Origin of the sequence: Hydrogenophaga sp. SL48, assembly GCF_021729865.1 — a bacterium.
In the GTDB taxonomy this organism is placed as follows: domain Bacteria; phylum Pseudomonadota; class Gammaproteobacteria; order Burkholderiales; family Burkholderiaceae_C; genus Hydrogenophaga.
Window position 1 is genome coordinate 1,043,994 of sequence record NZ_CP063400.1, and the last position, 12,692, is coordinate 1,056,685.

The following is a 12,692-nucleotide window of genomic DNA, read 5'->3' on the forward strand; positions in this document are numbered from 1 at the left end:
TGGGGGTTGGCTGGCGTGGCGGCTGCCGGCTTATTTGGCCGGGCTGAGCGGTGCCGAGTGGTCGTTGTTCTGCCCCGGCATCGGCTTCGTGTCGGATTCCTGGGCCGGTTTCCGGGTGCCGTCTGTTTTGCCGAGCGCGGGGTCGGTGGTCCCGGGTGGAAACACCGTGGAAGCGGGCGGCAGCGACGGGTCGGTGGTCGAGCCGGTGGTCGCGCCTGTCGAGGCACCGGACCCGGCCGGCACCGGCAGGGAGAGCGCTGGCGTCGGGGGGGCGGTCGGTTTCTTGTCGCAGGCGCTCAGGGACATCACACAGGCGCAGAGCGCGATCAGGGCAGAAGGTGTGTTCATGACGGTTCCTTGTGGGTGGGCCGGCGGGTGGCAGGCGTGGGTGGCGAGCGCATCGTGCACAGGACTTCAGTGCGCGGGGCCGTGCCTGAAGCGGTTCACGAAGGTGACCATGCTGTCCGTCGGCGGGGGGTGTGTCTGTGCGCCATCGAACGTGACTGGGACCGGCGATCAGGTCGCGGGTCCTGGGCAACGGTGTGCCGTCCATGAGCAGGCCGGCCGTTGCATTTCGTTTCGCGGGAATGTACGTCAGCGCACAGTGTTCCAGGCGACCGGCATCTAAATTGGTCCATCCATCAACAAGGGTCATCCATGAACGCACCTGTCGCCTGGGACGATGCTGTGAACCTGCTGGAACAGCGGGTCATGAAGGTGTGCCACGTCGGTTACGACGCGGCGGCCCGGCAACTTTGCCTGTTGTCCGACCAGCGTGTGCTGGAGGAGCGGGAACAGATGGTCCTGAGAGCGGGCCAGGCTGCACTGGGCTTGCGCGGAATGGCTCAGTCGTTCTGGCGATGAGTGCAACGTTCTGCGATTGCCAAGCCATTTGGAAGCAGCGGAGAATCGGCGGGGTCTGGGCTGAGGCCATGCCCTTCCACCGTTCGGAGAATCCGCCGTTCCCACACACCTGCTTCCCGCTGCCGGGGCGAACCACCCGGCCACACCCCATGTCGTGATCATCGGTGGGGGCTTTGCCGGCCTGTGGTGCACGCGTGCGCTGGCGTCGGCGCCGGTCCGCATCACCCTGGTCGACAAGGCCAACCACCACCTCTTCCAGCCGCTGCTGTACCAGGTCGCCACGGCGGGCCTCTCGGCCCCCGACATCGCGGCGCCGCTGCGGCACATCCTGCGGCGCCAGCGCAATGTGCGGGTGCTGATGGCCGAAGTGACCGGCATCGACGTGCAGGCGAAGGCGGTGCACCTGGGTGGGCCGGTGGCGCCGCAGACCCTGCACTACGACCGGCTGCTGGTGGCCAGCGGCGCCACCCACGCCTACTTCGGCCGCGATGAATGGGCCGCGCACGCGCCGGGCCTGAAGACGCTCGACGATGCACTCGCCATCCGCCGCCGCTTGCTGCTGGCCTTCGAGCAGGCCGAGGCCGCCACCAGCGACGAAGAGCGACAGGCGTGGCTGCACTTCGCCATCGTGGGCGGCGGGCCCACGGGCGTGGAGCTGGCCGGCACGCTGGCCGAGCTGGCGCGCCACACGCTGCGCGAAGAGTTCCGCCAGTTCGACCCGCGGCAGGCGCAGGTGCGGCTCATCGAAGCCGGCCCGGCGCCGCTGGCCAGCTTCCCTCCGAAGCTCCAGCAGCGCACGAAAGCCCAGCTGGAGTCGCTCGGTGTGGAGGTCTGCTGCGGCACGCCCGTGGCCGACATCACCGACCAGGGTTACCGCCTGGGCGACCAGTTCGTGCCCTGTCGCACGGTGCTGTGGGCCGCGGGTGTGGCCGCGTCGCCGCTGGGCGCGATGCTGGGTGCCCCGCTGGACCGGGCGGGCCGCGTGAAGGTCAACCCCGACCTCACGCTGCCCGGTCACCCCGAGGTGTTTGTCGCCGGTGACCTGGCGGCCCTGGCGCGGCCCGACGGCCGCCCCGTGCCCGGCGTGGCCCCCGCGGCCAAGCAGATGGGCGCGCACGTGGCCCGCAGCCTGCGCGCTGGGCTGGCGGGCGGCAGCGCAAGGCCGTTTGCCTATGCGGACCAGGGCAACCTGGCGACCATCGGCCGCATGGCGGCGGTGGTGGACCTGCGCGGCTTCCAGTTCTCGGGCCTGCTGGCCTGGTGGTTCTGGCTGGCCGCGCACGTGTTCTTCCTGATCGGGTTTCGCAACCGCGTCAGCGTGCTGTTGAACTGGGCCATGGCCTACTGGACCTACCAGCGTGGCGCGCGCATCGTGCTGGGCGAGGACCGTTCCTCAGACCAACCGGGCTGACGACCTTGACGCCTGGGGCGTCAGGCCCGGCGCGGGGTCCTGGCCGGGGACTTCTTCTTCGCGACGGGGCGGTCTCGCCGGCTTGCACCTTCTGGTTCACCAGGGCCAGGATGGCGTCGCTGAACCGGTCGGCGCAGGCGTCCGACTTCCAGGGGCCGGTCATGTCCGCGATGAGCTGCGCGAGTGCGTCGAGTGCCGGACAGTCCGGTGGCTCTTGCTTTGCGCAGGGCGGACCGTAGAGCCATGCCCGGGTGTGTCGGTGCGTTTTCGGTCCCTCGCCGCCAGACGCAGGCGTTGCGCGCCTACGCCTGGGAGGCCGCGAGCCGGGCGTTGATGTCATCGCGCGCCCGCTCCAGCAGCGTGCGCAGCTTGGTTTCACCCAGCTTGTCGAGCGATTCGGTGAGCCCGATCAACGCAAGACCCGCCGCCACCTCACCGTCCGCATTGAACAACGCGATGCCGGCGCCGGACACCGCGGGTTCCAGTTCTCCGCGGGACCAGTAAAACCCGGCGCGCCGGATTTCGCTCATGCGCGTTCGGAACGCATTCCAGTCGGCACCCAGTTGACAACGGGCGATCTCCTCGGCGTGGTCGGCGTACAGCCGGACGAGCTGGGGCCGCGCCAGATGGGCCAGGATCACCTTCGCCGCCGCGCCCAGGAACAGGGGACGGGGCCGTCCGCGCCCGTAGCTCAGCTCCAGGGTCGGATCGATGCTGGTCCGGTGGATGTCCACGAGGTGGTTGCCGAAAAGGGTCGTCAAGACAGCGTCCAGCCTGGCCTTGCGCACCAGTTCTTCCATCACCGGCACCGCCGTGAGCAGCAGGGGGTCTGAGCGGCGCAGCTGGAAGTCCAGCTCGATGATGCGCGGCCCCAGCGCATAGCGGCCAGCGGAGACCTTTCTCAGGAAGCCGAACTCGACCAGGTCCTTCACGTACCGGTACCCGGTGGCGCGCGTGTAGCCCGCCGCTTCGTTGATCTCGTCGGTGTGCCAGACAGGGTGCTGCTCATCGAACAGGCTGAGGATGGCAAGGGCCCGGGATGAGCTGGTCATTCTTGTTCTTCCTTTGATGGAGGCGAGGGACAACGGAATGCCGCTATTTTGATCGCCGTCCTGCCCGCCCCTTGCCGACGCGATCGCCACAGGGCGGTTTCCTGTGTCATTTAATAAAATCTCACACTGTGCGATATAGGGAAACCACCAGGGTTGATCCAGGTCAATGCATGTTCAACTTATATCTCAATTAATGAGATTAACGAACTTGGAGCATGCATGAAACTGGTGAGCTATGAACGCAATGGCGTGGCGGGGTTCGGGCTGGTTCGCGACGGTGGCGTCATCGACCTGCTCAGCGCCTTCGACGGTCGATATCCCGACCTCAAGGCGCTGATCGAGGGCAACGCGCTGGACGAGGCGCGCGGCTTCGCGTCGCGCCCGGCGGATTTCCCGCTGGACAGCGTGTCGCTGCGGCCTGTGATCCCCAACCCCGGAAAGATCTGGTGCGCGGGCTTGAACTACGGCGAGCACGTGCGCGAAACCGGGCGCGAGGTGACCGAGCAGCCCACGTACTTCCTGCGCTTCGCCGACTCGCAGGTGGGCCATGGCGGCAGCATCGTGCGCCCGCCCGAATCGATCAAGCTCGACTACGAAGGCGAGATCGCGGTGATCATCGGCAAGCCGGGCCGGCGCATCGCAGAAGCCGACAGCTGGGACCACATCGCCGGCTACGCCTGCTACAACGACGCTTCGGTGCGCGACTGGCAGCTTCACACCTCGCAGTGGGGACCGGGCAAGAACTTCTGGTGCACCGGTGGTTTCGGCCCCTGGATGGTGACCGCCGACGAGATCCCGGCCGACACCGAGATGACGCTGGTCACGCGGCTCAACGGCACCGAGGTCCAGCGGGCCACCACCCGGCAACTCATCCACAGCATTCCGCGCCTGATCGCCTACGCGTCGACGGTCGCGCCGCTGCGCGCGGGTGACGTGATCGTCACCGGCACGCCCGGTGGCGTGGGCGCCAAGCGCAGTCCGCCGCTGTGGATGAAGGCGGGCGACGTCGTCGAGGTCGAGGTCGACCGCATTGGCGTGCTGCGCAACACCGTGGCCGACGAAGCCTGAGGCACACGATGGCTGCCACCCACGACACGCCCCTGTCCAGCCGCTACGACGTGGCCATCGTCGGTTTCGGACCGGCGGGCGCCACGCTGGCCAACCTGCTGGCCCTGCGCGGGCAGAGCGTGCTGGTGCTGGACCGCGAGGCCGACCTCTACCGCCTGCCGCGCGCGATCCACTTCGACGGCGAGTGCATGCGCGTGTTCCAGACCATCGGCATCGCCGACGCCTTGTCGCCCGACCTGGTGGTCGCGCCCGGCATGAAGTTCGTCGCCGCCGATGGTGAGCTGCTGCTCGACTGGACCCGCCCCACCGAAGTGGGGCCACAGGGCTGGCACGCCAGCTACCGCTTTCACCAGCCGACCCTCGAGGCCTTGCTGCGCCAGCGCCTGGCCGGGCAGGCGGGGGTGGACGTGCGCCTGCGCCACGAGGTGTTTTCGGTCGAGCCGGGCGACGACGCGGTCGCGCTGCGCCTGGAGGACACCTCCACCGGCCGCCTGCTGCGCACCTCGGCCCGCTACGTGGTCGGCTGTGACGGCGCGCGCTCCACCGTCCGCCGGTTCATGGGCACCGAGCTGGAAGACCTGAAGTCGCACGAGCGCTGGCTGGTGGTGGACCTGATCCTCCAGCGCGAGCGCCCGGACCTCGGCGACCACAGCGTGCAGTTCTGCGACCCTGCACGGCCAGCCACCTACGTGCGTGGCCCCGGGATGCGGCGGCGCTGGGAGCTGATGCTGATGCCCGGTGAAGACGCCGCCCTGATGAGCCGGCCCGAAACCATCTGGCGCCTGCTGTCGCGCTGGGTGAGCCCGGAGGACGCGGTGCTGGAGCGGCCTGCCGTCTACACCTTCCACTCCGTGGTGGCACGGGGGTGGCGCAACGGGCGGCTGCTGATCGCCGGTGACGCCGCGCACCAGACGCCGCCGTTCATGGGCCAGGGCATGTGCGCCGGCATCCGCGATGCCTCCAACCTGGGCTGGAAGCTGGCCGACGTGCTCGACGGCGTGGCCGATCACAGCCTGCTGGACACCTACGAATCCGAGCGCTCGCCCCATGTGCGGGAGTTCATCGAGACCGCGGTGCGACTCGGCAGCCTGATCCAGACCACCGACCCCGAAGCCGCCCGCCGACGCGACGCCGAAATGCGCGCCACCAGACCGGTCTTCAAGACCCCTTCGCCGCAGCTCGGGCCCGGGTTGCACGAGGCGGGCGCTTTCGCCGGCTGCATCGGAGAGCAACCCGCGCTCGGTGACGGGACGCGGCTCGACGACCGCATCGGCTACCGGGCCGCGCTGTTGATCGACCCGGACTGGGCCATCGGCCCCGTGGGCGAGCACCTGACCGTGGTGCCCGCCGATTCACCCGCCGCCAAGGCCTGGTTGCAACGCCTGGGCGCCCGGGCGCTGCTGCAACGGCCCGACCGCTATGTCCTGGGCGTGGCCAGTGATCGCCAGAGCCTGGACCGACTGCTCAGCGCCTGGCCCGACCGTCGCGAGACCGCGCGGCAGGCGGCCTGACGCCGGCCCATCCACCGTCCTGCCCGCAGACATTTTTTGGAGAGTTGTTCATGTCCAGACCCGGCCTCACCTTCAGCCATGTGGGCTTCTTCGTCCACGACATCGCCCGGATGGAAGACTTCTACACCCGGCTGCTCGATTTCACGGTCACCGACCGCGGACAGCTGTCAGGGCCGAAGGGCCCGATGGACCTGGTGTTCCTGAGCCGCGACCCCGACGAGCACCACCAGATCGTGCTGATCTCGGGGCGGCCGCAGGAGATCCCCTTCAACGTGATCAACCAGGTCTCGCTCAAGGCCGACAGCCTCGGCACGCTCAAGGCCATGTTGCGGCGGCTGCAGGCGGAAGGCGTGGCGGGCATCGCGCCGGTGACGCACGGCAACGCCCTGTCGGTCTACGCCCCCGACCCCGAAGGCAACCGCCTGGAGCTCTACATCGACCTGCCCTGGTACGTCTCGCAGCCGCTGCGCGTGCCGGTGGACCTGGCGCTGTCGGACGAGCAGATCATGGCGACCGCCGAAGCCCACGCGCGGTCGCTGCCCGGCTTCCAGCCGCGCGCGCAGTGGCGGGCGGAGATGGCGCGCCGCATGGGCCTGGCGTGAGCCGCCCCGCCATGAGCGACGTTCAACAAGGCTGGTTCTGGGCGATGCACCGTGGCGAGGCGCCGCAGCCGCCCGTGGCCCACCTGCTTGGCCAGACCATCACGCGCGTGGACCCGGTGGCCGGTGAGCTCGATGCCGACTACGTGGCGGCGCCCGCGTTCGCCAACCCGGCCGGCCATGTCCAGGGCGGCATGCTGGGCGCGATGCTGGATGCGCTGACCGCCAGCGTCGTCGACGCCACGCTGCGCCCGGGCGAACGTGTGGCCTCGCTGAACCTCAACATCGCCTTCTTGCGGCCGGCCGGGCTGGGGGCCTTGCAGGGCAAGGCCCGTCTCGCGCGGCGAGGGCGCAACGTCGCCAACGCCGAGGCGCAGCTTCTGCAGGGCGGCAAGGTGGTCGCCACCGCCACCGCGGTCTGCATGCTCGTCGCCGCCCACAACGCTGCGCCAGCTGCACCTCCCTAGACACCGATCGCGCTCCCGCCACGTGCGGCCGCCGGCCGTTCGCCCCTTCCCAGACCGACAACACATGGAGACACACATGAACACCTCGCACCCCATTCGCCGCCGCACACTGCTTTCACTGGCGGCTGCCGGCCTGGCCGCACCGCTGGCCCACGCCGCCGACCCGGTGAAGCTGAAGTTCACCAGCTTCGAGCCGCCGATGGCCAACATCACCTCCACCGTGCTGACACCTCTGGCCAAGGACATCACCGCGGGCTCCGGTGGCACGCTTCAGATCGACATGTTTGCGGGCGGCACACTCGGCCGCAATCCGCTGCAGCAGCTGAAACTGGTGACCGACGGCGTGGCCGACCTGGGCTGGGTCGTGTTGCCCTACACACCGGGCCGCTTCGACGACACCGACATCGTGGGCCTGCCGTTCCTGGCGAGAAACGCCACGGAAGCGAGTGTCGCGCTGCAGCGCCTGTACGCGGGTGGCTCGCTCGTCGGCTTCCAGGGGCTGAAGTTCCTCGCGGTGGGCGCCACGCCGCCGGTGGCGATCCACGCAAACCAGGCCATCCGCCTGCCGGGCGAGCTCAAGGGCAAGCGGGTGCGCGTGTCGGGCGACCACCTCACGCGGGTCGTCGAGGCCCTCGGAGGCGCGCCCGTGCAGGTCGGCGGCGGGCAGATCGCCGAAGCCTTGTCGCGCGGCGTGGTCGACATGACGCTCAACAACTGGGGCTTTGTGGGTGACTTCAAGGTCAACGAAGTCAGCTCGCAGCACCTGGACATCCCGCTCGGCGCGGTGGCCGTCGGCATCGTGATGCGGCAGGACCGCTACGACGCGCTGCCCCCCGAGGCCCGCTCGGCCATCGACAAGGCGAGTGGCGAGGTGCTTGCCCGCAAGCTCGGCGAGGCGTTTGACCGGCAGGAACGCGAGGTGCGCGAGCGGGTGTCCAGGTCGGGCAAGAACACGGTCGTGGCGCCCTCGGCGGCCGACCTGGCGGAATGGCGGCGCGTGATCGATCCCGTGAACGAGGGGTGGCGCACGGCCAGGCCGCGCAACGGGCGCATCCACGCCGAGTTCACCGAGCAACTCAAGCGCATCCGCGCCGCGGGGTGACATGGCCGAACCTCGTCTTGCGCACGCCGCCTCGGGCGCCGCGCGCGCTCTGGCCTACGTCGCGGTGGTGGCATTGATGCTGCTGGCCCTGGGAACAGTGGCCGACATCGTGATGCGCTACGTGTTCGCCCGGCCCATCCGCGGCTTCGTCGACATCGCGTCGCTGGCCGGCGCGGTGATGCTGGCGGCCTGCTTCCCGCATGTGCTGGCGAGCCGCGGAAACATCGCCATCGACGCGCTCGGCAACTGGCTGGGGGCCTCGGCCAGCCGCTGGCTGGACCGTTTTGCGGCCCTCGTCAGCACCGCCTTCTTCAGCGTGATGGCGTGGCAGTACTGGCGTTTTTCGGCCGGCCTCAAAGACGATGGCCAGACGATCCCGGTGTTGCGCTGGCCGGCGTGGCCCTGGTGGGCGGCGGTCGCGTTCTTCGTGCTGGTCGCCGCGGTCACGGCGCTGCTGACCTTGAACGTGGCGCGCGAGAAGGACGCAGCATGAGCGGCCCGGTCGCGCTCACGCTGTGGGGTCTGCTCGGCACCTTCGTGCTGATCGCGTTGCACGTGCCGGTGGGGGTTGCCATGGGCATCGCCGGGGTGGTGGGCTTTGGCGTGCTGGCCGGCTTCGGCCCGGCGTTTGCGATGATCGCCTCGGAGACCTCCAACAACCTCGCCTCGCTCGACCTGGCGACGATTCCGCTCTTCGTGCTGATGGGCTCTTTCGCCGGCATGGCCGGCCTGTCGGAAGACCTCTACCGGCTGGCCTATGCGGTGGTGGGGCACCGTCGCGGCGGCCTGGCGATGGCCACCATCGGTGGTTGCGCGGGCTTCGGCGCGGTGTGCGGCAGCTCGGTGGCCACCGCGGCCACGTTCGGCAAGGCCTCGCTGCCCTCCATGCTGGCGCGCGGGTATTCGCCCGGCTTCGCGGCGGGCACCGTGGCCTCGGGGGGCACGCTGGGCATCCTGATCCCGCCGTCGTCCATCATGGTCATCTACGCCGTGCTGGCGCAGGAGCTGATCATCACGCTCTACATCGCCGCGCTGGTGCCCGCGCTGATCGCGGTCGCGCTGCATCTGGTGACGATCTCGCTCTACACCCGCCTGCGCCCGGGCGAGGCGCCCACCGGGCCCAAGGCCACCGCGGCCGAACGCCTGAAGGCACTGAGGGACAGCTGGCCGGTGGTGGTGTTGTCCAGCACGGTGATCGGTGGCATGGCCTTCGGCATCTTCACCGCGACCGAGAGCGCGGCGGTGGGGGCGGTGATGGCCCTGCTGTTCGCGCTGGGGCGCCGGCGCGTGCGCCGGGCTTCCCTGCGCGTCGCCTTGCTCGGCACCGCATCGGCGGCCGCGATGATCTATGTGCTGGTCATCGGCGCGTCGCTGTTCGGTTACTTCGCCGCCGTCACCCAGGCCCCGCAGGCGCTGGTGGAGGCCGTGCAGGCTTCAGGCATACCGGTCTGGCTGGGCGTGGTCGCACTGATGGCGATGTTCATCGTGGCCGGCGCCGTGTTCGACGAAGTGGCGGCCATGGTCGTCACCATGCCCTTTGTGCTGCCCCTCATCACGAGCTGGGGCTTCGACCCGGTGTGGTGGGGCGTGATCAATGTGGTGATCATCGAGCTCGGCATGCTGATCCCGCCGCTGGGCATGAACGTCTTCGTCATCAAGGGCGTGGCACCCCACATTCCGCTGAGCGCCATCTACCGGGGTGTCGCTCCCTATGTGGCATCGAACGTGGTTCGCCTGGGCATCCTGCTCAGCTTTCCGCCCCTGGTGCTGTGGCTGCCGCAGGTGTTGAAGGGGTGATGCCGTGAACCAGGGTTCAGTGATCGAGCGCGTGCTGGAAGCAGAGCGCTTGCGCGCGGCGGCCGTGGTGGCGCGCGATATCGCAGCGTTGCGAGCCGTGGCGCACGACGAGCTGGTCTACGTGCATGCGACCGGCGCTCGCCACGGCAAGGCCGAATGGTTGAGCCATGTCGAGCGCGGGCCCCGTTTCACCCAGGTGGATTTCGAGGTTCAGCAGGCGCTCGCGCTCGGCACGGCGGTGCTGCTCCACGGCGAGCTGCGCCTGCAACTGCGGCGGCACGGAGAGTCCGTTGCCGTGTCGGCGCAATCGTGGGCCAGCGCCCTGTGGCGGTGTGATGCATCGGGCCAGTGGCAGCTGCGCCTGTTTCAGTCCACGAGGCCGGCCGCATGACAACGCCCCGTCATCAACTCGCGATCCACATCGCCCGAGCCGGCGGCCCTGAGGTGCTGGAGGCCCGCACGGTGCCCGTGCCACGGCCGGGGGACGACGAGGTGCTGATCGAGGTGCGCGCGGCGGGTGTGAACCGCCACGACTGCAACCAGCGACGGCGCGGCCCGAGCGCCGTGCACAGCGACATCCCCGGCCTCGAGGTGGCGGGCGTGATCGTCGCGGCCGGGAAGGGGGCCGGTGCCCACCGGGTCGGCGAGGCCGTCTGTGCGCTCACCGATGGCGGTGGCTACGGCCCGTACGCGGTGGCGCAGTCGGCGCAGGCCTTGCCCATTCCGGCCGGGCTCGACTGGGTGACGGCGGCGGCGCTGCCGGAGGCGGCGTTCACGATCTGGCACAACTTCTTCCGCGTGGCGGCCCTGCAGCCGTCGGAAAGCGTGTTGCTGCACGGCGGCACCAGCGGTGTGGGCAGCCTGGCGATCCAGGTGCTGAGCGCGATGGGGCACCCGGTGTTCACCACCTGTGGTTCGGCGGCCAAGATCGAGGTGGCGCGCGGCCTCGGCGCCCGGCAGGCGTTCGATTACCACGAGGCCGCGTGGGTGGCGCAGACCCGCGAGGCCACCGCGGGCCAGGGTGTCGACGTGATCCTCGACATGTCGGGCGGGCGGCACACCGCGCTGGACGTGGAGGCCCTGGCGCGGCGCGGCAGGCTGGTGCACCTGTCGCCGGGCGACGGCGCGCTGTTTTGCGCACCGCTGCGAACGCTGATGGCCAAGGAACTGAAGATCACCGGCTCGCTCCTGCGGCCGCTGCCCGATGCCGAGAAGGCGCTCATTGCCGAGGCCTTGCTCAGCGCGGTGTGGCCGCTCGTCGCCGCGGGCCGCGCCCGGCCGTTGGTGCACGAGGTGCTGCCACTCGCCGCCGCCGCCGAGGCGCACCGGCTCATGGAAGACGGCCGCCACATGGGCAAGCTGGTGCTGGACGTGTCGCTCACCGGCGCGGCCGCCCCCCACTGAGAGACCAAACATGATCGACAAGACCTGTTCGAACCTGGCCGAAGCCGTGGCCGACGTGGCCGATGGCGCCACCGTGATGGTGGGGGGCTTCGGCACCGCCGGTCAGCCCAACGAACTGCTCGACGCCTTGATCGGGCAGGGCGCCCGAGAGCTCACCATCGTCTGCAACAACGCCGGCAACGGCGACACCGGGCTGGCCGCGCTTCTGGCCGCCGGCCGCGTGCGCAAGATCATCTGCAGCTTTCCGCGGCAGGCCGATTCGTGGCACTTCGACCGCCTCTTCCGCGAGGGCCGCATCGAACTCGAACTGGTGCCGCAAGGCAACCTCGCCGAGCGCATCCGCGCCGCGGGCGCCGGCATCGCGGGCTTCTTCACCCCCACGGGCTATGGCACCGAGCTCGCCAAAGGCAAGGAAACGCGCGTCATCGACGGCAAGGGCTACGTGCTGGAGTCCCCCATCCACGCCGAGCTCGCGCTGATCAAGGCCGAGCGCGCCGACCGCTGGGGCAACCTGGTCTACCGCAAGACCGCGCGCAACTTTGGCCCGGTGATGGCGATGGCCGCGCGCACGGCGGTCGCCACCGTGCACGAGCTGGTGCCCCTGGGCGAGCTCGACCCCGAAGCGGTGGTGACACCCGGCGTGTTCGTGCAGCGCGTGGTGCGCATCGAACGCAGCCGCACGGCCGCCGGCGGTATCAGGGCGGCGGCATGAAGGAGCAGACGATGTCGAAGTGGAACAAGACCCAGATGGCGGCGCGCATCGCACGCGACATCGAAGACGGCATGGTGGTCAACCTGGGCATCGGCATGCCCACGCTGGTGGCCAACCAGCTCGACGCCGACCGCGAGGTGATGATGCACAGCGAGAACGGCGTGATCGGCTTCGGCGCGGCGCCCGCGCCCGGTGAAGAAGATTACGACCTCATCAACGCCGGCAAGGAGCCGGTCACGCTGCTGCCCGGGGGGTGCTTCTTCCACCACGCCGACAGCTTCGCCATGATGCGCGGCGGGCACATCGACGTCTGTGTGCTCGGGGCCTTCCAGGTGGCGGCCAACGGCGACCTCGCCAACTGGCACACCGGCAGCGCGGACGCGATCCCGGCCGTGGGCGGCGCGATGGACCTGGCCATCGGCGCCCGGCGCACCTGGGTGATGATGGAACACACCACCAAGACCGGCGAGCCCAAGATCGTCGACCGCTGCAGCTACCCGCTGACCGGCCTGGCCTGTGTGAGCCGGATCTATTCCGACCTCGCGGTGATCGACGTCACGGCGCAGGGCCTGCGCGTCGTCGACATCGTCGAAGGCTTGTCGTTCCCTGAGCTTCAACGCCGCACGGGAACCGAACTCATCGACGCGCGCAGGTGATCCGCGCGCCGGTGAACGGGGTCTCTCGCTCACCGCCGTTCGGGACTGG

The 12,692-nt window shown here is 69.7% G+C and carries 15 protein-coding genes; 13 read left to right on the forward strand and 2 right to left on the reverse strand.

The annotated features are described in order from the left end of the window. Positions 1-30 precede the first annotated feature (30 nt). Positions 31-348, reverse strand: a complete 318-nt coding sequence (locus tag IM738_RS05035) for a hypothetical protein (RefSeq protein ID WP_236964796.1) — start codon at positions 346-348, stop codon at positions 31-33. Between the two features lie 309 nt (positions 349-657). Here IM738_RS05035 and IM738_RS05040 point away from each other — a divergent pair, with 309 nt between their 5' ends. Next, positions 658-864, forward strand: a complete 207-nt coding sequence (locus IM738_RS05040) for a hypothetical protein (protein WP_236964797.1) — start codon at positions 658-660, stop codon at positions 862-864. 154 nt (positions 865-1,018) lie between these two features. Then, a complete protein-coding gene (locus IM738_RS05045; RefSeq protein ID WP_236964798.1) occupies positions 1,019-2,275 on the forward strand; it encodes an NAD(P)/FAD-dependent oxidoreductase in 1,257 nt (418 codons plus the stop codon). 302 nt (positions 2,276-2,577) lie between these two features. On the opposite strand, the gene IM738_RS05050 is transcribed toward IM738_RS05045, so the two are convergent. Then, positions 2,578-3,327 carry an IclR family transcriptional regulator gene (locus IM738_RS05050; RefSeq protein WP_236964799.1) on the reverse strand — a complete coding sequence of 250 codons (750 nt, stop codon included), beginning with the start codon at positions 3,325-3,327 and terminating at the stop codon, positions 2,578-2,580. A 219-nt stretch (positions 3,328-3,546) separates the two neighbouring features. Here IM738_RS05050 and IM738_RS05055 point away from each other — a divergent pair, with 219 nt between their 5' ends. The 11 genes from IM738_RS05055 (at position 3,547) to IM738_RS05105 (ending at position 12,643) form a co-directional block, all read left to right on the forward strand. Beyond that, on the forward strand, positions 3,547-4,395 hold the full coding sequence (locus IM738_RS05055; protein WP_236964800.1) for a fumarylacetoacetate hydrolase family protein: 849 nt from the start codon (positions 3,547-3,549) through the stop codon (positions 4,393-4,395). Positions 4,396-4,403: 8 nt separating this feature from the next. Further along, positions 4,404-5,906: a bifunctional 3-(3-hydroxy-phenyl)propionate/3-hydroxycinnamic acid hydroxylase MhpA gene (gene mhpA, locus IM738_RS05060; protein WP_236964801.1), complete on the forward strand. Its 1,503-nt coding sequence runs from the start codon at positions 4,404-4,406 to the stop codon at positions 5,904-5,906. A gap of 50 nt (positions 5,907-5,956) precedes the next feature. Further along, entirely contained in the window at positions 5,957-6,508 is a 552-nt protein-coding gene (locus IM738_RS05065; RefSeq protein ID WP_236964802.1) for a VOC family protein, read from the forward strand. A gap of 11 nt (positions 6,509-6,519) precedes the next feature. Beyond that, on the forward strand, positions 6,520-6,972 hold the full coding sequence (locus IM738_RS05070) for a PaaI family thioesterase (protein WP_236964803.1): 453 nt from the start codon (positions 6,520-6,522) through the stop codon (positions 6,970-6,972). A 76-nt stretch (positions 6,973-7,048) separates the two neighbouring features. Then, positions 7,049-8,074, forward strand: coding sequence for a TRAP transporter substrate-binding protein (locus IM738_RS05075; protein ID WP_236964804.1), 1,026 nt, complete (start codon positions 7,049-7,051; stop codon positions 8,072-8,074). Position 8,075: 1 nt separating this feature from the next. Beyond that, positions 8,076-8,567, forward strand: a complete 492-nt coding sequence (locus IM738_RS05080; RefSeq protein ID WP_236964805.1) for a TRAP transporter small permease — start codon at positions 8,076-8,078, stop codon at positions 8,565-8,567. Then, a complete protein-coding gene (locus IM738_RS05085) occupies positions 8,564-9,871 on the forward strand; it encodes a TRAP transporter large permease (protein ID WP_236964806.1) in 1,308 nt (435 codons plus the stop codon). Before IM738_RS05080 ends, IM738_RS05085 begins: the two co-directional genes overlap by 4 nt. 4 nt (positions 9,872-9,875) lie before the next feature. Continuing rightward, positions 9,876-10,262 (forward strand): nuclear transport factor 2 family protein, encoded by a 387-nt coding sequence (locus IM738_RS05090; protein WP_236964807.1) that lies wholly within the window; start codon positions 9,876-9,878, stop codon positions 10,260-10,262. Beyond that, entirely contained in the window at positions 10,259-11,275 is a 1,017-nt protein-coding gene (locus IM738_RS05095; protein ID WP_236964808.1) for an NAD(P)H-quinone oxidoreductase, read from the forward strand. Before IM738_RS05090 ends, IM738_RS05095 begins: the two co-directional genes overlap by 4 nt. A 10-nt stretch (positions 11,276-11,285) precedes the next feature. After that, on the forward strand, positions 11,286-11,987 hold the full coding sequence (locus IM738_RS05100) for a 3-oxoacid CoA-transferase subunit A (protein ID WP_236964809.1): 702 nt from the start codon (positions 11,286-11,288) through the stop codon (positions 11,985-11,987). An 11-nt stretch (positions 11,988-11,998) separates the two neighbouring features. After that, complete coding sequence (locus IM738_RS05105; protein WP_236964810.1) at positions 11,999-12,643, forward strand: 3-oxoacid CoA-transferase subunit B; 645 nt, start codon at positions 11,999-12,001, stop codon at positions 12,641-12,643. Positions 12,644-12,692: the final 49 nt, after the last annotated feature.

Coding starts and splice junctions, on each gene's coding strand:
- IM738_RS05070 (WP_236964803.1), top strand. CDS start 6,520: ATGAGCGACGTTCAACAAGGCTGGTTCTGGGCGATGCACCGTGGCGAG.
- IM738_RS05040 (WP_236964797.1), top strand. CDS start 658: ATGAACGCACCTGTCGCCTGGGACGATGCTGTGAACCTGCTGGAACAG.
- IM738_RS05085 (WP_236964806.1), top strand. CDS start 8,564: ATGAGCGGCCCGGTCGCGCTCACGCTGTGGGGTCTGCTCGGCACCTTC.
- IM738_RS05105 (WP_236964810.1), top strand. CDS start 11,999: ATGTCGAAGTGGAACAAGACCCAGATGGCGGCGCGCATCGCACGCGAC.
- IM738_RS05055 (WP_236964800.1), top strand. CDS start 3,547: ATGAAACTGGTGAGCTATGAACGCAATGGCGTGGCGGGGTTCGGGCTG.
- IM738_RS05095 (WP_236964808.1), top strand. CDS start 10,259: ATGACAACGCCCCGTCATCAACTCGCGATCCACATCGCCCGAGCCGGC.
- IM738_RS05100 (WP_236964809.1), top strand. CDS start 11,286: ATGATCGACAAGACCTGTTCGAACCTGGCCGAAGCCGTGGCCGACGTG.
- mhpA (WP_236964801.1), top strand. CDS start 4,404: ATGGCTGCCACCCACGACACGCCCCTGTCCAGCCGCTACGACGTGGCC.
- IM738_RS05065 (WP_236964802.1), top strand. CDS start 5,957: ATGTCCAGACCCGGCCTCACCTTCAGCCATGTGGGCTTCTTCGTCCAC.
- IM738_RS05075 (WP_236964804.1), top strand. CDS start 7,049: ATGAACACCTCGCACCCCATTCGCCGCCGCACACTGCTTTCACTGGCG.
- IM738_RS05035 (WP_236964796.1), bottom strand. CDS start 348: ATGAACACACCTTCTGCCCTGATCGCGCTCTGCGCCTGTGTGATGTCC.
- IM738_RS05080 (WP_236964805.1), top strand. CDS start 8,076: ATGGCCGAACCTCGTCTTGCGCACGCCGCCTCGGGCGCCGCGCGCGCT.
- IM738_RS05050 (WP_236964799.1), bottom strand. CDS start 3,327: ATGACCAGCTCATCCCGGGCCCTTGCCATCCTCAGCCTGTTCGATGAG.